The following is a 24,324-nucleotide window of genomic DNA, read 5'->3' as shown; positions in this document are numbered from 1 at the left end:
AAAGAACGCCCACCCTCTCGTCGCAGTTCCAAAAGACCAAAGGTGGCGCCGATTGCAACTTGGCGGGCAAGGGCTTAGCTTCCGCCACACATCCTATATCCGGGCAAGAGCATGGCACTGACAGGCAAGCGCATTCTTCTGATCATTTCGGGCGGCATCGCGGCCTATAAGAGCCTCGACCTCATCCGCAGGCTGCGCGAACGCGGAGCCTCGGTGAGGCCGATCATGACCAAGGCTGCGCAAGAATTCGTCACGCCGCTTGCCGTCGGCGCACTCTCTTCCGGCCATGTTTATGTGGATCTCTTTTCGCGGGAGGACGAACAGGATGTGGGCCATATCCGACTGGCCCGCGAAAGCGATCTGGTTGTCGTGGCGCCTGCAAGCGCCGACCTGATGGCAAAGATGGCGCATGGGCTTGCCGATGATCTCGCCAGCGCCGTATTGCTGGCGACGGACCGGCCGGTGCTCATCGCACCCGCCATGAATCCGAAAATGTGGGCCGCAGCCGCGACCAGGCGCAACGCCGAAACCCTGAACGCGGACGGTATCCATTTCATCGGCCCGATGGCTGGCGAAATGGCCGAAAGCAACGAGGCGGGGATTGGCCGGATGGCCGAACCGCTGGAGATCGTCGCGGCAATAGAACGGTTGCTGGACGAGGCACCGAAACCCTTGGCCGGAAAGACGGCAATTGTCACCTCCGGCCCGACACATGAACCGATCGATCCGGTCCGCTACATCGCCAACCGCTCCTCCGGCCGTCAGGGCCATGCGATTGCTGCGGCACTGGCAAGACTTGGTGCCGAAGTAACGCTGGTTTCCGGCCCCGTGACCATTCCCGATCCGGCCGGCGTCAAGACAGTGCATGTGGAGCGGGCGGAGGAGATGCTTGGCGCGGTGCTTTCCCGTTTGCCGGCCGATATCGCGGTCATGGTGGCTGCCGTCGCCGACTGGCGCGTCGCCTCCTCGGCGGAACAGAAGATCAAGAAACGGCCGGGTGAGGCTCCACCTCCGCTGCAGCTTGCCGAAAATCCCGATATCCTTAAAACGGTGGGGCATCACGACAAGCGGCCGAAACTGGTCGTCGGCTTTGCCGCTGAGACGCAGGATGTCGAAAAGAACGGGCGCGCCAAGCTCGAACGCAAGGGCGCCGATATGATTGTCGCCAATGACGTTTCCCCCGGGACAGGCATCATGGGCGGCACCCGCAACCGGGTGAAGATTATCTCTGCCGGTGGGATCGAGGAATGGCCCGATCTCGGAAAGGATGAAGTCGCGAAACGACTGGCCCGGCTTATCGCCGAGCGGCTGGCAGGAGCCTGACATGAGCGTTTTCGAGCCTGAAGGTTTCGACGCCTTCGTCAAAAGCCTGCCGGGCACGTCCTTTGTCGACCAGTGGGGCAGCCACGTTGCCAAGGTGGGCGGCAAGGTCTTTACGTTGCTTTCGGCAGAAGACGGCAAGGCGCGCGTGGTGGCGAAATGCCCGGAAGAAAGTTTCGAAATCCTGACGGCACTCGACGGGATCCGGCAGGCTCCCTATTTCGCCAAGCGCAAATGGGTGGAGATCGGCAGATCCTCGCCGCTTTCAGATGACGAGGTAATTCACTATCTCACCCAGTCTTATCACCTCGTGGCGGCGAGCCTGACGAAGAAACTCCGACAGGAATTGGGAATTACGCCAACTTCCTGACAGCTTCTTCGTCCTCGCGGCGAGGCGCGAAGACAGACACCTGCGCGCCTTCGCCACCGACCTTCACGGCGCTGCCGTCGGGAATCTCCGCCCAAGCGTCGACGTCGTCGTTCAGTGGTTCGGAGACAAGGCAATAACCCGTCTTGCCGCCCATCGGAGCGGCATAGAGGGTCGGTGGCTTGTGATCGGTAGCATAACGCACGGCAAAAAGCTCGCGGCCGTTCGAGAAGGCCGCAGTGAAGCGCACCAGCGCGTTGCCGGATTTCTCCACCGAAAGGTCCTCAACCGTCGCGATCACCTTTTCCATCGCTCCGAACGGATCGGTATCAAGCCCCAGCTCCAGCGCGAGCAGGAACAGAAGTTCGGAATCCGTCGTGCCGGTGCGGGCATGGAAAAGCTCATCACCGAGCATCGCTTCCATCGCGCGGCGAATGCGTTCGAAACCGGAAATCTGGCCATTGTGCATAAACGACCAGTGACCGTGAACGAAAGGATGGCAGTTATCCCGCCGCGTGCCGCCGGCGGTTGCGGCCCTTACATGGGCAAGGAAGAGCGGCGAACGGATCTGCCGGGCGATGCTTCGCAGATTGCAGTCCGACCAAGCCGGCAGGATATCGCGATAGCGCCCGGGCTCGGGCCGGTCGGCATACCAGGCGATGCCAAAGCCATCGCCATTGGTGGCTGTTTTCGCGCGGGTGGCGCAATGGGACTGTTCGATGAGGGAATGGGCCGGCGAGGATACGAGCTCTTCCAGATAAAGAGGTTCGCCGCGATAGGCTGCCCAACGGCACATAGATCTGCTGCTCCGATATTGCCGCCCGTTCGCGGCCCGATATTTGGAAAACTCAGAGTCCCGGCAAATGGTTAACGGGACGTCAACCAAGGACTTTCATGCCAGATTTTCGGCGGAGCAAACATCACTTTTTGCAACGTAATGTTGCCGCGTGCGGTTGTCGGCGTGAACTTGTGGCCTAAATCAGGCACTATGTCGCATCAGCAACATCCCACCACGGCAGGACAAGTACCTGCTCTGCCCGGAGACCGGGTCCTCTCCAAACTTGCAAGCGAACCCGACCAATGGGCCTTATTCCTCGATATCGACGGCACGCTGCTCGATCTGGCCGAAACCCCCGATGGGATCGTCGTCCCGCCGGATCTGCCGGAACACCTCCACCGGCTTTCCATGAAACTCGGCGGTGCGCTCGCGCTGGTAACGGGCCGGGCACTGCCGTATGCCGACCAGCTTTTTAGGCCCTATGCGTTTCCGATCGCGGGATTGCATGGGGCGGAGCGGCGCGATCCATCCGGCGCCATCAGCCGGATCGAACCAGACGCCTCGTTCGAGGACCTGAAAGCCGCGCTTGCCCGTGAAGCGGAGCAATGGCCCGGCGTTCTGGTGGAGGACAAGGGAGCTGCGGTCGCCGCTCACTATCGCCTGGCACCCGACCGGCAGCAGGCGCTTGAGGCGGCCATGCCTCGCTACCTGGAAATGGCCGGGCCTGATTTCACGCTTCAGCGCGGCAAGATGGTGATGGAGATCCGCCCGGCACGCGCGAGCAAGGGCCATGCCCTGCAGGCCTTCCTCGAGCAAGCCCCATTCGAGAGCCGCAAGCCGATAGCCATCGGCGACGACGTAACCGACGAAGCGATGTTCCGCATCGCCAATGAACTTGGCGGGCATTCGATTCGGATCGCCGAAGTGCTCGATGGAACCGAGGCGAAATCGATCATCCGGTCGGCCTCAGTGCTCAGAGGCATAGTCGCCACGCTTGTCGGCGATAAAACCGCTACATGAACAAAAGGAAGAAATCTTGAGTCGTCTCGTGGTCGTATCCAACCGTGTCACCGTCCCGGAAAGAGGCGGGGCCGCCCCGGCAGGCGGATTGGCCGTCGCCTTGCAGGCAGCCCTTGCCGAACGCGGAGGCATATGGATGGGGTGGTCCGGAAAGTCGAGCGGGGCGAAAGAGCCCGCAGCCCTCCATTTGCAGACGCATGGCAACATAACCTATGCGCTGACCGATCTCACAAAGACCGATGTGGAGGAATATTATCACGGCTTCGCCAACCGCGTGCTCTGGCCGATCTGCCATTACCGGCTGGATCTCGCCGAATACGGGCGCAAGGAAATGGCCGGCTATTTCCGCGTCAATCGCTTCTTCGCCCAACGGCTGGCGCCGCTCATCAAGGAAGACGACGTCATCTGGGTGCATGACTACCATCTGATCCCGCTTGCTTCCGAGCTGCGCCAGATGGGCTTCAAGAACAAGATCGGCTTTTTCCTGCATATCCCCTGGCCGCCCGCAGACGTGCTGTTTTCCATGCCGGTGCACGAGCAGATCATGCGCGGCCTGTCCGAGTACGATCTCGTCGGGTTCCAGACGGATTTCGACCTCGACAATTTCGGCGGCGGGCTGGTGCGCGAGGGCATTGGCGAGCGCCTCAGCGAAGGCAAGTTCAGCACCTATGGCCGCACCTTCAAAGGCGGCGCCTATTCGATCAGCATCGAGACGGCTGCCTTCGCGGAGTTCGCCCGCAAAGCCGCCTCCAATGCGATGGTGCGCAAGGCGCGCCAGAGCGTCGAAGGCCGGGACCTCATCATCGGCGTCGACCGGCTCGACTATTCCAAGGGCATCACCCAGCGCATCGACGCCTTCGAGCAGTTCATCACCCTCAACCCGGCCTACCAGAACAAGGTGACCTATCTTCAGATCACCCCGAAATCCCGCTCGGAAGTGCCCGAATACGAGCAGATGCAACGCACCGTCGCCGAACAGGCCGGGCGGGTGAACGGTGCGATCGGTACCGTGGATTGGGTACCGATCCGCTATGTCAATCGCTCCGTGGCCAGACCGGTGCTGGCAGGCCTCTACAGGCTGGCGCGGATCGGGCTTGTGACGCCGCTGCGGGACGGCATGAACCTCGTCGCCAAGGAATATGTAGCTGCCCAGGACCCGGAGAATCCAGGCGTGCTTGTGCTGTCGCGCTTTGCCGGCGCCGCCCGCGAGCTCACCGGCGCCCTACTCGTCAATCCCTATGATATCGAAGGCACGGCGCACGCGATCGCACGCGGACTGACGATGTCGCTGGAGGAGCGCAAGCAGCGCTGGGAGAAGATGATGGAGCATCTCCTGAAACACGATATCAACCGGTGGTGCGATGACTTCCTGAAGGATCTCACCGCAGCCTGACCAAGGAGTCGCGGGAATACGCCCCAGCGGCATCGGGGGATGTCCAGTCGAATATCCCCCGATGTCCATCTCAAGCTGCCTGTTTCAGCGATCCGAGCGCCTCCTCAAGGCTGACATGCCCCAGGAACTTGCCGGTGGTCCGGGCATCCTCTTCGTGTTCGATCGCCCAGGCGAAGCGCACTGCAGGATCCAGCTGAAGCCGTTCGTATAGGGCGTTCAGAGCCGGAAACTTCCGCCTGTCGACGACCTGATGGAAATCGTTCCAGCGGGCGATGCCGGCGAAATAGGCGTCCGCAAAGCTCTTTTCCTCGCCGAGCAGCCATGGGCGGCCATCGAGCAGCGTTTCCAGCTGCGCATGCGCCTTCTCCACCTTGGCGATGCCATAGGCTCGCAGAGCGTCCTTGGCCGATGGTTCCAGCTCATGCTCGACCGTATGCCAGAGGGGGCCGAACGCGTTGAAGAAGCTGGTATTGAGGAAGGCCAGCATCTGGTTCAGCCGATCGAACTTTTCCGCGTCCGGAGGAAAACCCCAGCCTTTGTGAACGGTACGCGCGGCAATATGATTGAGGATTGCCATGCTCTCGCTCATCACCCGACCGTCCGGCAGCATCAGCGACGGCGTTTCGCCAATCGGATTCAGCGGCTTGTAAACGTCACTCGAGACGACGCCCGGCATGTCGATGCGGCAGAGGCGATAAGGCGCTCCCGTCCATTCAAGCGCGACGATCGAACCGAACGAACATCCTTCGGGCACACCATAAAACAGGATCGGTGTCATGTATCACTCCTTGCGTTGATATTGGAATGAAACCAATATGAGGTATGGACGCTGAAGGAATAGATGCCAGTTTGGCGCCTTAAAGTTCACAAATCTGGAAGCTGCATGAGCAATCCACTCAACCTCAACGACCTGAACTTTTTCGTTCAAGCGGTGGAGCATGGCGGTTTTTCGGCTGCCGGACGAATGCTCGGCGTGCCAAAATCCACGGTGAGCAAGCGGGTGGCCGAATTGGAAAGCCGGCTCGGCGCACGGCTGATCCAGCGTACTTCGAGAAGCTTCACGCTTACCGACCTGGGACGGGAATTCCTCCGGCATGCGCAGGCCTCGGTCATCGAAGCGGAAATGGCCGAGGCGATCGTTCGCACCCATCTCGGCGAACCGAGCGGCATCGTGCGAATGACCGCAGCCGTGCCGACCGCCCAATTCGTGCTCGCTGAACATCTGGTCGAACTTCCGGCGCGATACCCCAAGCTGCAACTCTCGCTGCATGTAAGCGACCGGTTCGTCGATATGGTACAGGAGGGATTCGATATCGCGGTCCGCAGTCATCAGGCGCCTCTGCCGGATTCGACACTGCTGCAGCGCAGGCTCGCCACCCATGCCTTCTTCGTCGTCGCCTCGCCCGGCTATCTCACAACTCATGGCGAGCCGAAACGGCCGGAGGACCTTACCGGACACCATGCCATCACGGCCGGCCTCGGCGACACCCGCTGGCGGCTGACGTCCAAGGAGGGAGAAGAGGTTGAGATCGCGCCGAAGCCGGTGATCGCTGCGGACGAACCCATGGTTATGATGAAGGCCGCGATTGCGGGGCTTGGCGTGGCGTGCCTGCCGACATCGGTTTGTCGAGAAATACTGACAGAGGGAAAGCTCGTCCGTCTGCTGCCCGGCTGGACGGCCGGCAGCATCACCACGACGATCCTGATGCCACATCGGCGCGGGCAGCTTCCCTCAGTGCGCGCAGTGGTCGACTTTCTCGCAGAGCGGATCAGTGACTGACCCTTTCCATCCGGCCAATTACGGGCTACCTCATCGCCTTTCATTCGAAAGAGGCCAGCATGTCGATCGAAACCCCAACCGCCTTCGAAGTCACGCCTGAACGCATTGCGCAAGCCGAGGCGCTGATCCGTCCGTTCATTCGCCACACGCCGGTGATGCGGGTCGACCTCAAGAATTTTGGCGGCACGGCGCGGCCGGTCGACCTGAAGCTTGAACTGCTTCAGCATTCGGGTTCCTTCAAGGTACGCGGTGCCTTCACCAGCCTGCTGACCCGCGATATCCCGGCAGTTGGCGTGGTGGCTGCATCCGGCGGCAATCACGGTGCAGCGGTCGCCTATGCCGCCCGCGAACGCGGCGTGCCGGCGCTTATCTTCGTGCCAAGCGTCGCCTCGCAGGCGAAGATCGACCTGATCCGCTCCTATGGCGCCGAACTGGTGGTTGGTGGCGAGCGTTATGCGGATGCTCTTGCGGCAAGCGAGACCTATGCGGCGGCAAGCGGCGCGCTGCCGATCCATGCCTATGATCAGGCAGAAACACTGACCGGCCAGGGCACGCTTGGCAAGGAGATCGAAGAGGATTTGCCGGATATGACGACGCTGCTCGTCGCGGTCGGCGGCGGTGGGCTGATCGGCGGCATCGCCTCGTGGTTCCGCGGCCGGGTGAAGATCGTCGCGGTCGAATCGGACGGCGCGCCAACACTCGACCACGCTTTCAAGGCCGGCAAGCCGGTGGATGCGCCGGCCGGCGGCATCGCTGCGGATTCGCTCGCACCGAAGCAGGTCGGCCAGCTGATGTTTCCGATCGCTAAAAAATACGTTGAGCCGCCTGTGCTAGTCTCAGACGATGAGATCCTCACTGCACAGAAGGCGCTCTGGGCGGGCGCACGGCTCGTTGCAGAGCCGGGCGGAGCGGCGGCATTGGCAGCATTGCTTTCCGGCAAATACGTGCCGAAGCAGGATGAAAAGGTTTGCGTCCTCGTCTGCGGCTCCAATACGACCGCCGTCAAGTTCGGCTAAACGCCGGCACCTATTCCGGCGGAAGAGGCACGCCCGGCCAGTCGGTCGTGACCTCCGCCTGGACCGGCCGGTCCAGATAGGTGGAAAGCGCGATATAGCTCTTCGTGCCGCGTACGCCCGGCACCGAATGGATCTGCCCAAGCAGGAATTCCAGCGCCTGCGGGCTTTCCATCCGAACCTTGAAGATCACGCTCGCGTCGCCAGCGACGGAGTGCATCTCTTCCACCTCCGGAAAGCGGGCAAGCTGCATCAAACGCTCGCTCTTGCCCCAGCCGGCCGCCTCCACATGCACGAAGGCTGTCAGCGGCTTGCCGACAGCAGTTCCATCGAGCCGGGCTACCATATCCCGGATGGCGCCTGCCCGCTTCAATCGCTTGACCCGCTCGTGCACCGCGGGCGGCGAAAGCCCTACCTTTTCGCCGAGCGCCGCATAGCTTTGATCGGCATCGGCAGCCAGTGCGCCTAATATCTTTCGGTCAAAGGGATCGAGCGGGAGTGGCCCCCGCCGCTTCGGCCGAATGTCTTCTGTATTTTCCATCCAGCCGCCTCCTTTGCTTTTCTGGCGAATAATCTTCGGCGAAACTGCCTCAATTCCAGATAAAATTCCAGAGGAGACCGAGATGGAAATGATCGTCTGCAATCCACAAGAGGGTGTCTATGCCGCTACGCCCGACTACGTACATGCCATGGAGGTGCGCCAGCCGGAGCGCTTGCTTTTCGTCAGCGGGACGATGGGCCTCGATGAAGCGGGCATTGCCGGAACAGACCTTGATATGCAGCTCAAGCTGATCTGGTCAAACCTGAAGCGGATCCTCGCCGAAGCGCATATGGGCACGGACAATATCGTGCGGCTGACGAGCTATCTGCGCGACGCGGCGTACGTGGAGGCGAACCAGAATGCACGCCTCGCGGCACTCGGAAACCGCCGCATACCGACGACTGCCATCGTCGTCGAAACGCTGAGCGACGACTGGCTGGTGGAGATCGAGATAATCGCCGCTGCCTGACGGAAATCACGCCGCCTTGGCGACATGATATTCCTTGATGGCCACCATCTTGATGCTCGGATAGCGCTCTGCTTCGTAGCGCAGGGAAAAGGCATCCTGCGCCAGGAAGACCGGATCGCCGTCCAGATCGCGGGCGATGTCGCCGCGCTTGACGGTGAGGAACTTTTCAAGATCGGCCGGCTGATCCGAGGAGATCCAGCGGCAGACCGAGAAGCGCGACATCTCGAACGAGACCGGCAAACCATATTCGGCCGATAGCCGCTCCTTCAATACGTCGAGCTGCAGCGCGCCGACGACGCCGACGATGGCGGGCGAACCGTCTTCCGGCGAGAAGAGCTGCACGACGCCTTCTTCAGCCATCTGCTGCAGGGCTTCCTTGAGCTTCTTCGCCTTCATGGCATCCTCTAGCCGCACGCGGCGAAGGATTTCCGGCGAGAAGTTCGGCACGCCCTGGAAGACCAGCGGCTCACCTTCGGTCAGCGTATCGCCGATACGAAGGGTGCCGTGGTTCGGGATGCCGACCACATCGCCGGCATAGGCGGTGTCTGCCAACTGACGCTGCGAAGCAAAAAAGAACTGCGGCGCCGTCAGACCAAGCTGCTTTCCAGTCCGCGCCAGCCGCGCCTTCATGCCGCGCTCCAGCTTGCCGGAGCAGACGCGCGCAAAGGCGATGCGGTCGCGATGGTTCGGATCCATGTTCGCCTGGATCTTGAAGACGAAGGCGGTCATCCTGTCTTCGGCAGCGTGGACCTTGCGGATGTCGGCGACCTGGTCGCGCGGCGGCGGGGCAAAATCTCCCAGCGCGTCGATGAGATCGCGGACGCCGAAATTGCGCAAGGCAGAGCCGAAGAACACCGGGGTCATATGGCCTTCGAGGAAGGCCTGTCGATCGAAAGGCCTGCAGGCCTCGATCGCGAGTTCCGTTTCCTCGATGAAAGCCGCCCGTTCGTTTTCCGGCAGGCGATCGGCAACCGACTGCGGGCCATTGACCTTGGTCGGCTTCACTTCCGTGTCCGATCCCCGCACCGTGTTATCGGCGAGATGATAGGAACCGCAGAAGGTCTTGGAGCGGCCGATCGGCCAAGTGACCGGCGCCGTATCGAGCGCCAGCTTCTCCTCGACCTCGTCGAGAATCTCGAAGGGGTCCCGGCTTTCGCGGTCCATCTTGTTGACGAAGGTGATGATCGGGATGTCCCGCATGCGGCAGACTTCGAAGAGCTTCAGGGTCCGCGGCTCGATACCTTTTGCCGCGTCAATGACCATGACGGCCGCGTCTACCGCGGTCAGCGTGCGATAGGTGTCGTCGGCGAAATCCTCGTGGCCGGGGGTATCGAGAATGTTGAAGACATTGCCGCCATATTCGAAGGTCATCACCGAGGTGACCACCGAGATGCCGCGCTCCCGCTCGATCTTCATCCAGTCGGACCGGGTCTGGATGCGATCTTTCTTCGCCTTGACCTCGCCAGCGAGCTGAATGGCGCCGCCGAAAAGCAGCAGCTTTTCGGTCAGCGTCGTCTTGCCGGCGTCCGGGTGGGCAATGATCGCGAATGTGCGGCGGCGGGCAACCGCCTCGGCAATAGTCTCGGGCATGACATAAATCCTGTGAATTGCCGGCGTATCTAGCGATTAAAGCCCGCCATTGCAATTGACCCGCCGGCTACGGGGACAAAGTAATACCTTATGAACATGCACACCCCCTCCGCGCCCAAGCTCAGCCTCATCCGCCTGCCGCATGGCATGGACATGGACCTGCCGTCCTACGAGACTTCCGGGGCGGCCGGAATGGACGTGCGTGCGGCGGTGGCTGAAGATGCGCCGCTGACAATCCCGCCGGGCAAGCGGGTACTGGTCCCGACCGGCTTCATCTTCGAAATTCCAGACGGGTTCGAAATGCAGGTGCGGCCGCGCTCCGGTCTCGCCTTCAAGCACGGCATTACCTGCCTCAACACTCCAGGCACGATCGACAGCGACTATCGCGGCGAAGTGAAGGTGCTGCTGATCAATCTCGGCGAGGAAGATTTCGTGATCACGCGCGGCATGCGGATTGCTCAGCTGGTCGTGGCACCTGTGACCCAGGCACGGATCGCGGAGATTGCCGAGGCGACCGCCACCGCGCGGGGCAGCGGCGGCTTCGGCTCGACCGGCGTTTGACCGCAACGCCATTTTCGGGTTCCGCCTTCTCGTGGAACAAAATTTCGATTTCTCGCCTCCACCGGTGTGACGTTGCTGGCATTCGACCGGCACAAGCCCTACCTTCTCCCTCAAACTCAGGGAGAGCACCATGTCAGAGACCAGAAAGCCGGGCCGCGGCAAGATCTATTCCTCGATTACCGAAACCATCGGCGATACGCCGATCGTGCGTCTCGACAAACTCGCCAAGGAGAAGGACGTCAAGGCAAATCTCCTGGCCAAGCTGGAATTCTTCAACCCGATCGCATCCGTCAAGGACCGCATCGGCGTGGCGATGATCGAGAGCCTGGAAGACCAAGGCAAGATTGCCCCCGGCAAGACGACGCTGGTGGAGCCGACGTCCGGAAATACCGGTATTGCACTTGCCTTCGCCGCTGCCGCGAAGGGCTACAAACTGATCCTGACCATGCCGGAAACCATGTCGATCGAGCGCCGGAAGATGCTGGCACTGCTCGGCGCGGAACTGGTGCTGACCGAAGGCCCGAAAGGCATGAAGGGCGCGATCGCCAAGGCGGAAGAACTCGCCGCTTCGCTGCCTGACGCGATCATTCCGCAGCAGTTCGAAAACCCCGCCAATCCGGAAATACATCGCAAGACGACCGCCGAAGAGATCTGGAACGACACCGACGGAAAAGTGGATATCTTCGTTTCCGGCATCGGCACCGGCGGTACGATCACCGGTGCCGGCCAGGTGCTGAAAGGCTACAACCCCAACCTCAAGGTCATCGCCGTCGAGCCCGAAGAATCTCCGGTGCTTTCCGGCGGCCAGCCGGGTCCGCACAAGATCCAGGGTATCGGCGCCGGTTTCGCGCCGAAGATCCTCGACACGAAGATCTATGACGAGATCGTCACCGTCAACGGCCCGGAGGCCATGGAGATGGCCCGCCTGGTGGCCAGACTGGAGGGCGTGCCCGTCGGCATTTCCTCCGGTGCAGCCCTCGTCGCCGCCGTCAAGGTCGGCAGCCGCGAGGAGAACGCCGGCAAGAACCTGGTGGTCATCATACCCTCGTTTGCAGAACGTTATCTTTCGACCGCGCTTTTTGAAGGGCTCGGAGCCTAGGGCCCTCCGCCGTGCAACGTCACGCCGCCGCGGTTGCCAGCCGCTCGCCGGCCATGCGGTACGAGATGGCTTCGGCCAAGTGGATGCGGCCGACCGTATCCTTGTCGTCGAGATCGGCGAGCGTACGGGCGACCTTCAGCACCCGGTGATAACCGCGGGCGGAGAATTTCAATTTCTCCGCCGCATCCCGCAGCAATTGCAGGCCGCTTGCATCCGGCTCAGCGAATTTTTCGATCAACGACGTGGAACACCGGGCATTGGTGAGGATGGCCGGATAGCCGGCATGCTCCAGACGCTCCCGCTGCCTTTCACGCGCCGCGGCGACGCGCCTGGCGACGTCAGCGCTCTTTTCCGCCGGCATGGGACGGATAAGATCGGCCGCAGAAACCGCTGGGACATCGATGCGGATATCGATGCGGTCCATCAGCGGCCCGGAAATGCGGGCCTGGTAGTCGGCAGCGCAACGCGGGCCTCTGGCGCAGGTGTGTCCCGGTTCGCCGGCCATTCCGCAACGGCAGGGGTTCATGGCCGCGACAAGCTGAATGCTGGCCGGGTAGGAGACCCGGTGATTGGCGCGGGCGATGATGCATTCGCCGGTTTCGAGCGGTTGGCGTAGCGCATCGAGCGACTGCGGCGAGAATTCCGGAAATTCGTCCAGGAAGAGTACGCCATGATGGGCAAGCGAGGCCTCGCCCGGCCTGGCGCGCAAGCCGCCACCGACCAGAGCCGCCATGGTGGCGGAGTGATGCGGCGTGCGATACGGGCGGCGATCCGAAAGCTTGCCGCCGGAAAGCTGGCCGGCGATCGAATGGATCATCGATACTTCCAGAAGCTCGACCGCCGAAAGCGGCGGCAGTATCGATGGCAGCCGGGCGGCAAGCATGGACTTTCCCGATCCGGGCGGGCCGACCATCAGGAGGTTGTGGCCTCCGGCGGCGGCCACTTCCAGCGCGCGCTTGGCGCTTTCCTGCCCCTTGATGTCCACCAGATCCGGCAGGTTGGCCGGTAGCACGCGGATTGCCGGCTGCGGCCGCGAGATCACCTGCGTGCCGCGGAAATGGTTGGCGAGCGCAATCAGGCTGCGGGGTGCCAGGATATCGATATCGGGGCCGGCCCATGCGGCCTCCGCGCCGCTATCCGCCGGGCAGATCAGGCCCTTGCCGATCGCATTGGCGCCGATAGCGGCCGGAAGAGCCCCGGCAACGGGCGCCAGAGTGCCATCGAGATTGAGTTCTCCGAGAACCACATAGTCGGTCAGCGCATCGCCGGGGATAGCCCCGAGAGCCGCCATCAGCCCGAGCGCGATCGGCAGATCGTAATGCGAGCCCTCCTTGGGCAGATCGGCCGGCGCAAGATTGACCGTCACCTTCTTCGGCGGCATCGCAAGCCCTGAAGCGTGCAGAGCCGCCTGCACCCGCTCCCGACTTTCGGCCACAGCCTTATCCGGCAGGCCGACGATATGCATGTTCATCTTGCCCGGGCCGACCATGACCTGCACGTCGACCGGAACGCCCTCTATGCCCTGAAATGCAACCGTGCTGACGCGCGAAACCATGTGACCCTGCCCCCAAACATCATGTCCGGAGCGTCAGCGATACACGCTTTCCGCGCCAGCGATTGCAACCTGACATAGGATCAGCGGAAATACAAGAACATTAAGGGAACAAATTCGCGCTTGCGATGCAACTCGGTTGCACCGGGTTGCATCGCTGGAACAAAAGCGAACGCGAGAAGGAGACTCAGCCCCGCTTTGCTTCGATGGCGTTCCACAGCAGACTTGCGACATCGGCGCCGCCGAACTTCTTGACTTCACGGATTCCCGTCGGGGACGTGACGTTGATCTCGGTCATATAGTCGCCGATCACATCAATACCGACGAAAAGGAAGCCGCGTTCGCGCAGTGCCGGCCCGATCCGAGCGCAAATCTCCCTTTCGCGCGCCGTTATCTCGGTCGGCTCTGCACGCCCGCCGACATGCATGTTGGAGCGGCTGTCATGTTCGGCCGGCACCCGGTTGATGGCCCCCACGGGTTCGCCGTCCACCAGCAGGATCCGCTTGTCGCCCTTGCGCACGGCGGGCAGATAGGCCTGGGCGATATAGGGTTCGCCGCGATACATCTGGCCGAACATTTCGAGAAGAGAGGTAAAGTTGCGATCGTCGCGCGCCGAATGGAAGACGCCCGCACCACCATTGCCGTAGAGCGGTTTGAGGATGATATCGCCCATCTCCTCCCGGAAGCGGGCGATCTCCATCGGATCGCGCGAAATGAGGGTCGCCGGCATCAGATCGGCAAATTCGGTCACGAAGATCTTTTCCGGCGAGTTGCGCACCCAGGCCGGATCGTTCACCACCAGGGTCTTCGGATGGATGCGCTCAAGCAGGTGAGTCGACGTGATATAGCCCATGTCGAAGGGCGGGTCCTGACGCAGATGAACGACGTCCATGGTCGAAAGGTCGACACGTTGCTTTTCGCCAAGCGTGAAGTGGTCGCCTTTCACGTCCCGGACTTGCATCGGCTCGACGGTCGCAAAGATCCTGCCGTCCCGCTGCGTCAACCGGTCGGGCGTATAGTGGAAAAGCTCCAGGCCTCGCGCCTGTGCTTCCAGCGCCATGGCGAATGTCGAATCGCCGGCTATGTTGACGCTGGAGATATGGTCCATCTGGAACGCGACGGTGCGGATTTTTGCCATGACTTCAGCCCCTCACAAAATGCCCGCCTGATGTAGGACGGCGGGCGCTCGAAGGCAACGGCAATCAAACCGATATCAAGCCGCCAGGCCGACCTGGGCCTTGGGGCGCAGCATGTTGCGGAGACGATAGAGCATCGCGAGCGGCGCCGGGAACGGTTTGCGCAGGAAGGCGACTTTGCGGACATAGTTGTCGATTTGCCAGGTGGCCCAGGTACCGCCCTTGAAGTAGGCCACATCGCCGCTGCGCAGGGTGCGCTCGGTGCCGTCTTCGGCGGTTACATGCACTTCGCCTTCCAGGATCACGACCGTCTCGTCCCAGCCGAAGAACCAGCGGAAGCTGCCGGCCGTGCAGTCCCATACTCCCGTCGCGGCGCATTGGTCGTCGGCTTTGGAATGAGAGGCGGCACGGGCCTGCGGATTGCCGGAGATAATCCAGGAGGGCTCGATCGGCAGCGGAGCCATTTCAAGAGAATCCGGACAGGCGCCGACAAATGCTTTAACAGGCGCCTGCTCCGGCTCGTAGGATCTGTGCCGAACGGCCATGGCCGCCACACTCGCAGCAAGAACTTGCCAGCTCATATTGCCCCCTTGTAGTTCCCAGACCGGGAAACAATAGCCGCAAAGCGTAACCTGGCTGTTCAGGCCGACACTACAATTTTAGCGGTCGGCCCGATTTCAGGACGGCGGTCAGGCGACCGGCTCGACAGGAGCAAGTTTCGCCTCCGCCGGCACATTGCCGGGCAACCGCTTGCCGGTGTCGACGGCGAAAAAATGCAGGCGGCTCGCGTCGATGGCGATCTGCATCTCGGGCGCAAGTTCGAGTTCAGGCGATACGGCCGCCGTGATCTGCTGATCGCCCACCGTGCCGTGGATAAGGCGCTGAGCGCCCAGTTCCTCCGCATATTCCAGACGGAAGGGCAGAGCCTCCTCATCCGCACGTGCAATCCGGATATCCTCGGCGCGGACGCCCACGGTGACGGTGCCGGATGCGGGCGCAAAACCGTTGAGTCCGATCACCGACGGGCCGATCGCCAGCTTGTCGCCGTGCAGCTCCCCCTTGACGAGATTCATGGCCGGCGAGCCGATGAAGCTCGCGACGAAGGTGGATGCCGGCGCGTGATAGACCTCCAGAGGAGCACCGATCTGTTCGATCCTGCCGCCGTTCAGCACGACGAGGCGGTCGGCGAGCGTCATTGCCTCCAGCTGATCGTGGGTGACGTAGATCGACGTCGTGCCGAGCCGTCGCTGCAGGCGCTTGATCTCGCCGCGCATCGAAACGCGCAGCTTCGCATCGAGGTTCGACAGCGGTTCATCGAACAGGAAGGCGGCCGGCTTGCGCACGATCGCACGGCCCATCGCCACACGCTGGCGCTGACCGCCGGAAAGAGCGCGCGGCTTGCGGTCGAGATACTGGGTGATCTCCAGCATCCGCGCCGCCTCCGTCACGCGGGCATCGATCTCCGCCTTGGGCGTGCCGCGGTTTTTCAGGCCGTAGGCGAGGTTGTTGTAGACCGTCATATGCGGATAGAGCGCATAGTTCTGGAAGACCATCGCGATATCGCGATCGGCCGGCTCCACGTTGTTGACGACGCGGTCGGCGATCTTCACCTCACCACCCGATATCGTCTCCAGCCCGGCGACCATGCGTAAAAGTGTCGACTTGCCGCAACCGGACGGACCGACCAGTACGATAAATTCTCCGTCGGCGATGTCGATCGACACCGAATTCACGGCTTTTACGCCTCCGGCATAGACCTTCGAAACCTCGGCTATGTGAATGCCGGCCATGTCATTTCTCCGTTTCAGTAAGGCCGCGGATGAACAACCGCTGCATAAAGACCACGACCAGGATGGGGGGAAGCATGGCAAGCACCGAACCTGCCATGACGAGGTGCCATTCGATGACGCCGTCCTGAACGGTGACCATGCGCTTCATGCCCATCATCAGCGTGTAGTAGCCGGGATCCGTGGTCACCAGGAGCGGCCAGAGATACTGCACCCAGCCGTAGATGAAGAGGATGACGCATAACGCGCCGATATTGGTGCGCGAGAGCGGCAGCAGAATGTCCCGGAAGAACTTCAACGGCCCGGCTCCGTCCACGCGGGCCGCTTCCAAAAGCTCGTCCGGCACCGTCATGAAGAACTGGCGGAACAGGAAAGTCGCCGTGGCCGATGCGATCAGGGGAATGGTCAGCCCGGCCCAGGAGTTCAGCATGCCGAGATCGGCGACGATCTTGTAGGTCGGCATGATACGCACCTCGACCGGCAGCATCAGGGTGACGAAGATGATCCAGAAGGCCAGAAGCCTGAAAGGGAAGCGGAAGTAGACGATCGCGAAGGCGGAAAGGATAGAGATGCAAATCTTCCCAACCGTGATTGCCAGCGCCATGACCAGCGAATTCAGTGCCATATGCGAGTAGTTGGGCAAGCCGTGGGCAGCAGAGGCGCTGGTCAGGATGGTCGAGTAGTTTTCGATGAAATGCGAGCCCGGCAAGAGCGGAACAGGACCGCTCATCAGTGTCGAAATATCATGGGTCGACGCCATGATCGCGACATAGACCGGCAGAGCGACAATAACGAATCCCAGGATCAGGAAAGCGTGGGTGAGGAAGGTCAGGAAGGGGCGGTTTTCAACCATGATCGTTCCTCAATACTGGACGCGGCGTTCCACGAAGCGGAACTGGACGAAGGTCAGCAGCATCACGATCAGCATCAAAAGCACCGATTGCGCCGAAGAGGAGCCGAGGTTCAAGCCGACGTAACCATCCTGATAGACCTTGTAGACGAGCGTGGTCGTCGCCTGAGCAGGTCCGCCGCCTGTCGTGGCGTCCACGATCGGGAAAGTATCGAACATCGTGTAGTTCACGTTGATGATGAACAGGAAAAACGTCGTCGGCGACAGGAGCGGCAGCGAAATCGTGAAGAAGCGCTTGACCGGCCCGGAACCGTCGATCGCCGCGGCCTCCATCAGCGCCTGCGGCACTGACTGCAGGCCGGCGAGGAAGAAAAGAAAATTGTAGGAGATCTGCTTCCAGGCCGCGGCGATGATGATCAGGATCATGGCATGGGTGCCGTTGAGGTCGTGATCCCAGAGAATCCCGAAGCGCTCCAGAAAGAAAGGCAAGAGGCCGGTCGAGGTGTTGAACAGGAACCACCAGAGGACGCCGGCGACGACGGGAGCGACGGCATAAGGCCAGACCAAAAGCGTTGTGTAGACCTTCGAGGTCCGCGTCAGGCGATCGACCGCAGCCGCAAATGCGAGGCCCAGCACCATCGAAAGCAACGTAACCGACACGGCGAATACCGCGGTGCGCCAGAGAGAATCCAGATAGTTCGGATCAGCGAGCAGCTGCTGATAATGTGCCAGCCCGACAAAGACGGTCGAGAACCCGAACGGATCCTCCCGCTCGAAGGAGGATTTCACTGCCTGCGCAGCAGGCCAGATGAAGAAGATGAGCGTGATAGCGAGCTGGGGCGCAAGCAGCAGATAAGGCAGCAGGCGGTTGTTGAAGGTTGTTCTCTTGGTATCCACCGATCCCTCACCACAAAATAGGAAACGAGCAAGGGAGGCCCGGCAGGCGCCGGCCCTCCCTGCAGTGAATCGGGGTGATCAGTTCGAGTTGGCCGCTTCGAATTCACGCAGCAGCGCGTTACCACGCTGAACGGCACTGTCGAGCGCCTGCTTGGCGTCCTTCTTGTTGGCGAGCAGCGCCTGGAACTCCTCGTCGACAATGGTGCGGACCTGCGTGAAATTGCCAAACCGCAAGCCCTTGGAATTGTCCGAAGGGGTACCGCGGGTGATCTGCTTGATGGCGATGTCAGAACCGGGGTTCTTTCCGTAATAACCCTGCGTCTGGCCCAGATCATAGGCAGCATTGGTGATCGGCAGGTAACCGGTGAACTGATGCCAATCAGCCTGAACTTCAGCCTTCGAGAGGTAGCTGAAGAACTTGGCGACGCCCTTATAGGTTGCCTTGTCCTTGCCGTTCAACACCCAGAGGGTCGCGCCACCGATGATGGAATTCTTCGGCTCCTTGATCTCGTCGTCATAATAAGGCAGCGGAGCAAAGCCTGGGGTAAAGGTCTTGGCGTTGTTGATGACGCCGGCGCGGCCTGCAGACGAGTTCATGGTGATTGCGCATTCCTGCGCGTAGAACATCGTCGCCGCCTGATCGCCACCGACCGGACCGCCGTACTTGAACAGGCCCTCGTCCTGCCACTTCTTCAGATTTGCCCAATGCTTGACCTGAAGCGGGCCATTGAAGTTGAATTCGGATTTCACGCCGCCAAAACCGTTCTGCAGAGTGCCGAAAGGCTTGTCGTGAATCGCCGACAGGTTCTCCGTCTGAACCCAGGTGATCCAGGCCGAGGTGAAGCCACACTTGGCCGCGCCCGAAGAGACGATCTTCTTCGAGAATTCCTCGACCTCCTTCCAGGTCTTCGGAGCGACTTCCGGGTCAAGGCCAGCCTTTTTGAAGACGTCCTTGTTATAATACATTATCGGCGTGGAGGAGTTGAAGGGCAGCGACAGGATGTTGCCCTCAGTATCGGAATAATAACCGGTAACCGGCGCCAGGAAGGTCTTGGGGTCGAAGGTTTCGCCCTCGTCGGCCATCAGTTTGTAAACCGGATAGACGGCGCCCTTGGCAGCCATCATCGTGCCTGTGCCGACTTCGAAGACCTGAACGATAGCCGGCTGCTGTTTTGCGCGGAAAGCGGCGATCGCTGCCGTCAGCGTTTCCGGATAGCTTCCTTTGTAGACAGGCACGACCTTGTAGTCGGTCTGGCTCTCGTTGAATTTCTGAGCGATTTCTTCCAGCTTCTTGCCGAGTTCGCCACCCATGGCATGCCACCAGGTGACTTCCGTCGCAGCAAGCGAAGAGGTTGCCGACAGAGCGACCGCGAATGCGGCCATCGAAAGTTTTTTCAACATTTTACGTCCTCCACCTTGATTGGTGCCGGCCCCCAATAGGGTCCTCCCATGACACCGACTTAACAGTTTTATGTCATTTTTCTAACAGAGCAAGGATCGTTGTAAGTTTCCTTAAAACGCGTCCGGAAAATGCCGAGGAAGCCGGCTCGGCATTACGGCAATTATGTCGTAACGCTGCGAAAGCCTCGCCGCATCCTTCCGCTTCGAAAGCCAGAGATCGCTTGCCGCGCGGATGCGAGCCTGTGTGGTGAAGCCAACGGCATCGATCGCTTCCTGTTCGCCGATCCGAGCCTTCACTTCGACGAAGATGACGAGATCACCCTTGCGGGCAATCAGATCTATCTCGCCGAGCTTGGTGCGATAGCGGATCGCCAGAACCCGGTAGCCCTTTGCCAGCAGGTACAACGCGGCCAGATATTCCGAGACATGGCCTCGGCGTTCGGCCTTGCGCCGCTTCAGGTCGGGATCATTTTCCACCGCCACCCGTTTCCTTCAGGTCCAGGAGCCGCTGATAGAGATCTTTTCGGCCAAGCCCCGTGAGGCGGGCGGCTTCTGCTGCCGCCTTGGCCGTCGGCATTGTGGCCGAGAGTTCCCGCAGCAGTGCTTCCACCTCCACCTCGCCCGGCGCCTCTTCCGCCTGCGGAGGCGCGACAAGCAGCACGATCTCGCCTTTCACGGTCCGCTCCTCATCATAATAAGCGGCAAGTTCCTGCAGCGATCCGCGACGGAACTCCTCGAAGGTCTTCGTGAGCTCCCGGCAGACACAGGCGCGACGGTTTTTCCCAAGCACCTCCGCCGCCGCCGCAAGAGTGGCGCCGATCCGGTGCGGCGATTCGAAGAAGGTCAGCGTGGCAGGCACTTTGGAAAGCTCCGCCAGCCGATCTCGCCGTCCCTTGTCCTTAGCCGGCAGGAAACCGGCAAAAAGAAAGGCGTCCGAAGGCATGCCGGAGCCGACAAGAGCCGCAAGCGGCGCAGACGCGCCGGGGATCGGCACGACCCTATGACCAGCCTCGACTGCCATCTGCCCAAGCCGGTAGCCCGGATCGGAGACCAGCGGCGTGCCGGCATCGGAGACGAGTGCCACCGATTTTCCTTCCTCTAGCGCGGCAATCAGCTTCGGCCCGGCCTCATCCGCATTATGTTCATGGTAGGCAAAGGGGCGGTTGACGATACCGTAACGGTCCAGCAGGACCCGGGTGACGCGCGTATCTTCGCAGGCCAGCACGTCGACGCCCGCAAGCGTCTCCAGGGCGCGCAAGGTGATGTCCCCGAGATTGCCGATCGGCGTCGCCACCAGATAAAGCGCCGGCTCCTGCGGTCTGGCAGGCACGAATGTGTTGGCAACGCGATAGCCGCGCTGGGCGGCTTTATGTTCGTCTGCCACGGGATACCTTAGGGGATAGGATGCTCATGCCTCTTTATGAGCAACGCAGCCCGGTTCGGCAAGTAAACGGAGGAGATGTTTTCTGTGTGCAGTGCAGGCCGATCTGGCGATTTGGCATGGCAACTCCTTGTTCACCTCTTGCTTTTCGCCGCCGTTGTCTGCCATTTTGCGCGTCCACATCATCCGGCTGCCTTGGAGCCGGCACAATATCAGGGTCCGGCCCTGCCGGATCCGTCACGGTCGAAAGCGATAGCGTCCATGCGTATTACTCTTGAGCGGTCCAACCTTCTGAAATCGCTGAACCACGTGCATCGCGTGGTCGAGCGGCGGAACACGATCCCGATCCTTTCCAACGTGCTGATGCGTGCCTCGGGCAACAGCCTCGACCTGAAAGCGACGGACCTCGACCTGGAGATCACCGAATCCCTCCCGGCCATGGTGGAGAATGCGGGAGCGACGACGGTTCCGGCGCATCTGCTTTATGAAATCGTCCGCAAGCTGCCCGACGGTTCGGAAGTGCTGCTCGCGACCAATCCGGACGGCGGCTCCATGACCGTACAGTCCGGCCGCTCGAAGTTCTCGCTGCAGTGCCTGCCGGAATCGGATTTCCCCGATCTCACCGCCGGCAGCTTCACGCATACCTTCAAGCTGAAGGCGACCGATCTGAAGATGCTGATCGACCGCACGCAGTTCGCGATCTCCACCGAGGAGACCCGCTATTACCTGAACGGCATCTTCTTCCACACGATCGAGGCCGGCGGCGACCTGAAGCTTCGCGCCGTCGCGACCGACGGACACCGCCTGGCCCGCGCCGATGTCCAGGCGCCAGCCGGTTCGGAAGGCATGCCGGGGATCATTATTCCCCGCAAGACGGTCGGCGAATTGCAGAAGCTCATGGACGACGCCGAGGCAATCGTCACCGTCGAAGTTTCCGACGCGAAGATCCGCCTGACGATCGGCACGGTGGTGATGACTTCAAAGCTGATCGACGGCACCTTCCCCGACTACCAGCGGGTTATTCCGACCGGCAACGATAAGGAAATGCGGGTCGATTGCGAAAGCTTCACCAAGGCGGTCGATCGCGTCTCCACCATTTCCTCGGAGCGTGGCCGCGCCGTCAAGCTGTCGCTTACGGACGGTCAGCTCATGCTGACGGTCAACAACCCCGATTCCGGCAGCGCTACGGAAGAAGTGGCAGTCGGCTACGACAACGATCCGATGGAGATAGGCTTCAACGCCAAATACCTGCTCGACATCACGGCGCAATTGTCCGGTGATGACGCGATCTTCATGCTGGCGGATGCCGGCTCTCCGACGCTGGTACGGGACACGGCCGGCGACGATGCGCTCTACGTCTTGATGCCTATGCGCGTCTAATCATCGAAGCGGCTGGCAACCAGCCGCTTTTTTCATGACCTACGCCAGATGCGACATTTGCTCTTGCCTTTGCGGCATGAACATCGGCATAAGGCATTCAAGAGGGAGGACAGACGATGGAATTGCGTCTGAAAGAGCGGCTCGGTCGCAAGTTCGATGAGGAGATCCGGTTCTTCAAGGGCTGGATCGACGGGCCGAAACAGGTCGGCGCCATTCTTCCGACTTCCTCCGTCACTGCGAAGCGAATGGCAAGCGTCATCAACACCGCTTCAGGTCTGCCTGTCCTGGAACTAGGCCCCGGCACGGGCATCATCACCAAGGCTATCCTGAAGCACGGCGTTCGGCCTGAGGAACTCGTCTCCGTCGAATATTCGACGGACTTCTATCAGCATCTCCTTAAGGCCTTCCCCGGCGTGAATTTCATCAACGGCGACGCCTTCGACCTCGACCGCACCTTGGGCAACTTGAAAGACACGACCTTCGACAGCGTGATCTCCGCCATTCCGCTGCTGAGCTTCCCGATGGAGCGTCGCATCGCCCTGCTGGAAGATCTGCTCGACCGCATGCCGGCGGGCCGGCCGATGATGCAGATCACCTATGGCCCCATTTCGCCGATCATCGCCAATCCGGACCGCTACAAGATCAAGCACTACGATTTCGTCATGCGCAATATTCCGCCGGCGCAGCTGTGGACCTATACGCGCCCCTGATGTTCGGCCTCTACATCACGCATCCTCAGGTTCGGATCGACCCCGGCGTACCGGTGCCGAAGTGGGGACTTTCGGATATAGGACGGGTGCGCGCCGAACAGGCGAGCCGTTCGGGCTGGGCGAAAAAGCTCGGCCGGATCGTTTCCAGCGAAGAGGTGAAGGCAATCGAGACGGCAAAGATACTTGCCTCGGCGGCCAGCATCGAGGTCGAAGTCGCCCCTCGGATGCACGAGAACGACCGGTCCGCCACCGGCTTCCTGCTGCCACCCGAATTCGAAAAAGCGGCGGACTGGTTCTTTGCCCATCCGCAGGAGAGCTTCAAGGGCTGGGAGCGGGCTGTCGACGCGCAAGCCCGGATCGTCTCCTCCGTTGTTCGGATCCTCGACAGTCATGATCCCGACGTGCCGATCGCCTTCGTGGGCCATGGCGGTGTCGGCACCCTTCTGAAATGCCACCTTCTCGGCCTGCCGATTTCGCGGGACCGGGATCAGCCGGGCGGCGGCGGAAATCTCTTTCACTTCACCCTTGCGGATCGAACCGTCTCATGCGACTGGACGGCAATCGAGACATGGCAGGGAGTTCAAGCCGATGAACGCACGTAACCGTCTGATCGTAGGCCTCGACATCCCGACCGTCGGCGAAGCGGAAAAGATGGTCGCGACGCTCGGCGACAGGATTTCGTTCTACAAGATTGGCTACCAGCTCGCTTTTGCCGGCGGGCTCGAATTTGCCCGCGACCTGGCCAGAGACGGCAAGAACGTCTTTCTCGACATGAAGCTGCTCGATATCGACAATACGGTGGCGAAGGGCGTCGAGAATATCGCCAAGATGGGCATGACCATGCTGACCTTGCATGCCTATCCGAAGGCGATGCGTGCCGCGGTCGAGGCAGCAGAGGGCTCCGGCCTGTGCCTGCTTGCGGTGACCGTCCTGACGTCGATGGACGAAACCGATCTCATTGACGCCGGTTACGAATACGACCCGCATACCTTGGTGCTGCGCCGCGCCGAACAGGCGCTTTCAGCAGGCATGGGCGGCATCGTCTGCTCGGCGGAGGAGTCGGCTGCGGTTCGCAAGATCGTCGGCCCGGATATGGCGGTCGTCACACCGGGCATCCGGCCGGCCGGCTCGGACGCCGGGGATCAGAAGCGGGTGATGACGCCCGCAGACGCGCTGCAGGCCGGATCGAGTCACCTCGTGGTCGGCCGCCCGATCGTCAAGGCCTTAGACCCGCAGGCGGCGGCGGAGGCCATCCTGGCCGAGATGCAAACCGTCCTTTCTTAGGCCGCATTGACAAAT

Annotated in this window: 26 protein-coding genes; 13 read left to right on the top strand and 13 right to left on the bottom strand. The window is 61.3% G+C overall.

Going from position 1 to position 24,324, the window contains the following annotated elements; genetic code table 11:
* Nucleotides 1-111: 111 nt before the first annotated feature.
* Together coaBC and C5L12_RS02395 are read left to right on the top strand one after the other, a co-directional pair.
* A complete protein-coding gene (gene coaBC / locus C5L12_RS02400; protein ID WP_105370434.1) occupies nt 112-1,323 on the top strand; it encodes a bifunctional phosphopantothenoylcysteine decarboxylase/phosphopantothenate--cysteine ligase CoaBC in 1,212 nt (403 codons plus the stop codon).
* Between the two features lies 1 nt (nt 1,324).
* The gene (locus C5L12_RS02395) at nt 1,325-1,690 is read left to right on the top strand and encodes an MmcQ/YjbR family DNA-binding protein (protein WP_105370433.1); all 366 of its coding nucleotides are present in this window, start codon (nt 1,325-1,327) and stop codon (nt 1,688-1,690) included.
* Here the strand turns inward: C5L12_RS02395 and C5L12_RS02390 are convergent.
* Nucleotides 1,674-2,483: a class II glutamine amidotransferase gene (locus C5L12_RS02390; protein ID WP_105370432.1), complete on the bottom strand. Its 810-nt coding sequence runs from the start codon at nt 2,481-2,483 to the stop codon at nt 1,674-1,676. The genes C5L12_RS02395 and C5L12_RS02390 overlap by 17 nt on opposite strands.
* A gap of 192 nt (nt 2,484-2,675) precedes the next feature.
* Here C5L12_RS02390 and otsB point away from each other — a divergent pair, with 192 nt between their 5' ends.
* Together otsB and otsA are read left to right on the top strand one after the other, a co-directional pair.
* On the top strand, nt 2,676-3,485 hold the full coding sequence (otsB, locus tag C5L12_RS02385) for a trehalose-phosphatase (protein ID WP_105370431.1): 810 nt from the start codon (nt 2,676-2,678) through the stop codon (nt 3,483-3,485).
* 16 nt (nt 3,486-3,501) lie between these two features.
* Nucleotides 3,502-4,878 (top strand): alpha,alpha-trehalose-phosphate synthase (UDP-forming), encoded by a 1,377-nt coding sequence (otsA, locus tag C5L12_RS02380; RefSeq protein WP_105370430.1) that lies wholly within the window; start codon nt 3,502-3,504, stop codon nt 4,876-4,878.
* A 70-nt stretch (nt 4,879-4,948) separates the two neighbouring features.
* Here the strand turns inward: otsA and C5L12_RS02375 are convergent, their stop codons facing one another.
* Nucleotides 4,949-5,656: a glutathione S-transferase family protein gene (locus C5L12_RS02375; RefSeq protein WP_105370429.1), complete on the bottom strand. Its 708-nt coding sequence runs from the start codon at nt 5,654-5,656 to the stop codon at nt 4,949-4,951.
* Between the two features lie 105 nt (nt 5,657-5,761).
* On the opposite strand from C5L12_RS02375, the gene C5L12_RS02370 reads away from it, so the two are divergent.
* Both C5L12_RS02370 and C5L12_RS02365 read left to right on the top strand, forming a co-directional pair.
* Nucleotides 5,762-6,658 carry a LysR substrate-binding domain-containing protein gene (locus C5L12_RS02370; protein ID WP_105370428.1) on the top strand — a complete coding sequence of 299 codons (897 nt, stop codon included), beginning with the start codon at nt 5,762-5,764 and terminating at the stop codon, nt 6,656-6,658.
* 59 nt (nt 6,659-6,717) lie between these two features.
* Nucleotides 6,718-7,674, top strand: coding sequence for a threonine/serine dehydratase (locus C5L12_RS02365; RefSeq protein ID WP_105370427.1), 957 nt, complete (start codon nt 6,718-6,720; stop codon nt 7,672-7,674).
* Nucleotides 7,675-7,684: 10 nt separating this feature from the next.
* On the opposite strand, the gene C5L12_RS02360 is transcribed toward C5L12_RS02365, so the two are convergent.
* A complete protein-coding gene (locus C5L12_RS02360; protein WP_105370426.1) occupies nt 7,685-8,212 on the bottom strand; it encodes an Lrp/AsnC family transcriptional regulator in 528 nt (175 codons plus the stop codon).
* An 82-nt stretch (nt 8,213-8,294) separates the two neighbouring features.
* On the opposite strand from C5L12_RS02360, the gene C5L12_RS02355 reads away from it, so the two are divergent.
* Nucleotides 8,295-8,681 (top strand): RidA family protein, encoded by a 387-nt coding sequence (locus tag C5L12_RS02355; RefSeq protein WP_105370425.1) that lies wholly within the window; start codon nt 8,295-8,297, stop codon nt 8,679-8,681.
* 6 nt (nt 8,682-8,687) lie between these two features.
* On the opposite strand, the gene C5L12_RS02350 is transcribed toward C5L12_RS02355, so the two are convergent.
* Nucleotides 8,688-10,271 carry a peptide chain release factor 3 gene (locus C5L12_RS02350; protein ID WP_105370424.1) on the bottom strand — a complete coding sequence of 528 codons (1,584 nt, stop codon included), beginning with the start codon at nt 10,269-10,271 and terminating at the stop codon, nt 8,688-8,690.
* A 90-nt stretch (nt 10,272-10,361) separates the two neighbouring features.
* Between C5L12_RS02350 and dut the strand changes: the two genes are divergently transcribed.
* Complete coding sequence (dut, locus tag C5L12_RS02345) at nt 10,362-10,832, top strand: dUTP diphosphatase (protein ID WP_105370423.1); 471 nt, start codon at nt 10,362-10,364, stop codon at nt 10,830-10,832.
* Between the two features lie 130 nt (nt 10,833-10,962).
* Entirely contained in the window at nt 10,963-11,931 is a 969-nt protein-coding gene (gene cysK / locus C5L12_RS02340; protein ID WP_105370422.1) for a cysteine synthase A, read from the top strand.
* Nucleotides 11,932-11,950: 19 nt separating this feature from the next.
* Here cysK and C5L12_RS02335 read toward each other — a convergent pair whose 3' ends face one another.
* From C5L12_RS02335 to rsmI, 9 genes are all read right to left on the bottom strand, one after another.
* Nucleotides 11,951-13,486: a YifB family Mg chelatase-like AAA ATPase gene (locus tag C5L12_RS02335; protein WP_105370421.1), complete on the bottom strand. Its 1,536-nt coding sequence runs from the start codon at nt 13,484-13,486 to the stop codon at nt 11,951-11,953.
* Nucleotides 13,487-13,670: 184 nt separating this feature from the next.
* Complete coding sequence (gshB, locus tag C5L12_RS02330) at nt 13,671-14,621, bottom strand: glutathione synthase (protein WP_105370420.1); 951 nt, start codon at nt 14,619-14,621, stop codon at nt 13,671-13,673.
* A gap of 75 nt (nt 14,622-14,696) precedes the next feature.
* Nucleotides 14,697-15,200 (bottom strand): cupin domain-containing protein, encoded by a 504-nt coding sequence (locus tag C5L12_RS02325; RefSeq protein WP_105370419.1) that lies wholly within the window; start codon nt 15,198-15,200, stop codon nt 14,697-14,699.
* Between the two features lie 108 nt (nt 15,201-15,308).
* Complete coding sequence (locus tag C5L12_RS02320; protein ID WP_105370418.1) at nt 15,309-16,409, bottom strand: sn-glycerol-3-phosphate import ATP-binding protein UgpC; 1,101 nt, start codon at nt 16,407-16,409, stop codon at nt 15,309-15,311.
* 1 nt (nt 16,410) lies between these two features.
* Nucleotides 16,411-17,259: a sn-glycerol-3-phosphate ABC transporter permease UgpE gene (ugpE, locus tag C5L12_RS02315; protein WP_105370417.1), complete on the bottom strand. Its 849-nt coding sequence runs from the start codon at nt 17,257-17,259 to the stop codon at nt 16,411-16,413.
* 9 nt (nt 17,260-17,268) lie between these two features.
* A complete protein-coding gene (ugpA, locus tag C5L12_RS02310) occupies nt 17,269-18,153 on the bottom strand; it encodes a sn-glycerol-3-phosphate ABC transporter permease UgpA (RefSeq protein WP_105370416.1) in 885 nt (294 codons plus the stop codon).
* A 78-nt stretch (nt 18,154-18,231) separates the two neighbouring features.
* Nucleotides 18,232-19,554 (bottom strand): sn-glycerol-3-phosphate ABC transporter substrate-binding protein UgpB, encoded by a 1,323-nt coding sequence (ugpB, locus tag C5L12_RS02305; protein ID WP_105370415.1) that lies wholly within the window; start codon nt 19,552-19,554, stop codon nt 18,232-18,234.
* Between the two features lie 111 nt (nt 19,555-19,665).
* Nucleotides 19,666-20,031: a YraN family protein gene (locus C5L12_RS02300; RefSeq protein ID WP_105370703.1), complete on the bottom strand. Its 366-nt coding sequence runs from the start codon at nt 20,029-20,031 to the stop codon at nt 19,666-19,668.
* Nucleotides 20,021-20,938 (bottom strand): 16S rRNA (cytidine(1402)-2'-O)-methyltransferase, encoded by a 918-nt coding sequence (rsmI, locus tag C5L12_RS02295; protein ID WP_105370414.1) that lies wholly within the window; start codon nt 20,936-20,938, stop codon nt 20,021-20,023. Before rsmI ends, C5L12_RS02300 begins: the two co-directional genes overlap by 11 nt.
* 258 nt (nt 20,939-21,196) lie before the next feature.
* Here rsmI and dnaN point away from each other — a divergent pair, with 258 nt between their 5' ends.
* The 4 genes from dnaN to pyrF all read left to right on the top strand — a co-directional run bounded on the left by dnaN (nt 21,197) and on the right by pyrF (nt 24,309).
* A complete protein-coding gene (gene dnaN, locus C5L12_RS02290) occupies nt 21,197-22,315 on the top strand; it encodes a DNA polymerase III subunit beta (RefSeq protein WP_105370702.1) in 1,119 nt (372 codons plus the stop codon).
* A gap of 116 nt (nt 22,316-22,431) precedes the next feature.
* A complete protein-coding gene (gene pmtA / locus C5L12_RS02285) occupies nt 22,432-23,025 on the top strand; it encodes a phospholipid N-methyltransferase PmtA (protein WP_105370413.1) in 594 nt (197 codons plus the stop codon).
* Entirely contained in the window at nt 23,025-23,627 is a 603-nt protein-coding gene (locus tag C5L12_RS02280; RefSeq protein ID WP_105370412.1) for a histidine phosphatase family protein, read from the top strand. Before pmtA ends, C5L12_RS02280 begins: the two co-directional genes overlap by 1 nt.
* Complete coding sequence (pyrF, locus tag C5L12_RS02275) at nt 23,614-24,309, top strand: orotidine-5'-phosphate decarboxylase (RefSeq protein ID WP_105370411.1); 696 nt, start codon at nt 23,614-23,616, stop codon at nt 24,307-24,309. Before C5L12_RS02280 ends, pyrF begins: the two co-directional genes overlap by 14 nt.
* The last annotated feature ends 15 nt before the right edge of the window (nt 24,310-24,324 follow it).

Source organism: Neorhizobium huautlense, from assembly GCF_002968575.1.
Classification (GTDB): domain Bacteria; phylum Pseudomonadota; class Alphaproteobacteria; order Rhizobiales; family Rhizobiaceae; genus Neorhizobium; species Neorhizobium huautlense.
Note: the sequence above shows the minus strand (reverse complement) of the source record. Positions and strands in the feature narration are given on the sequence as shown.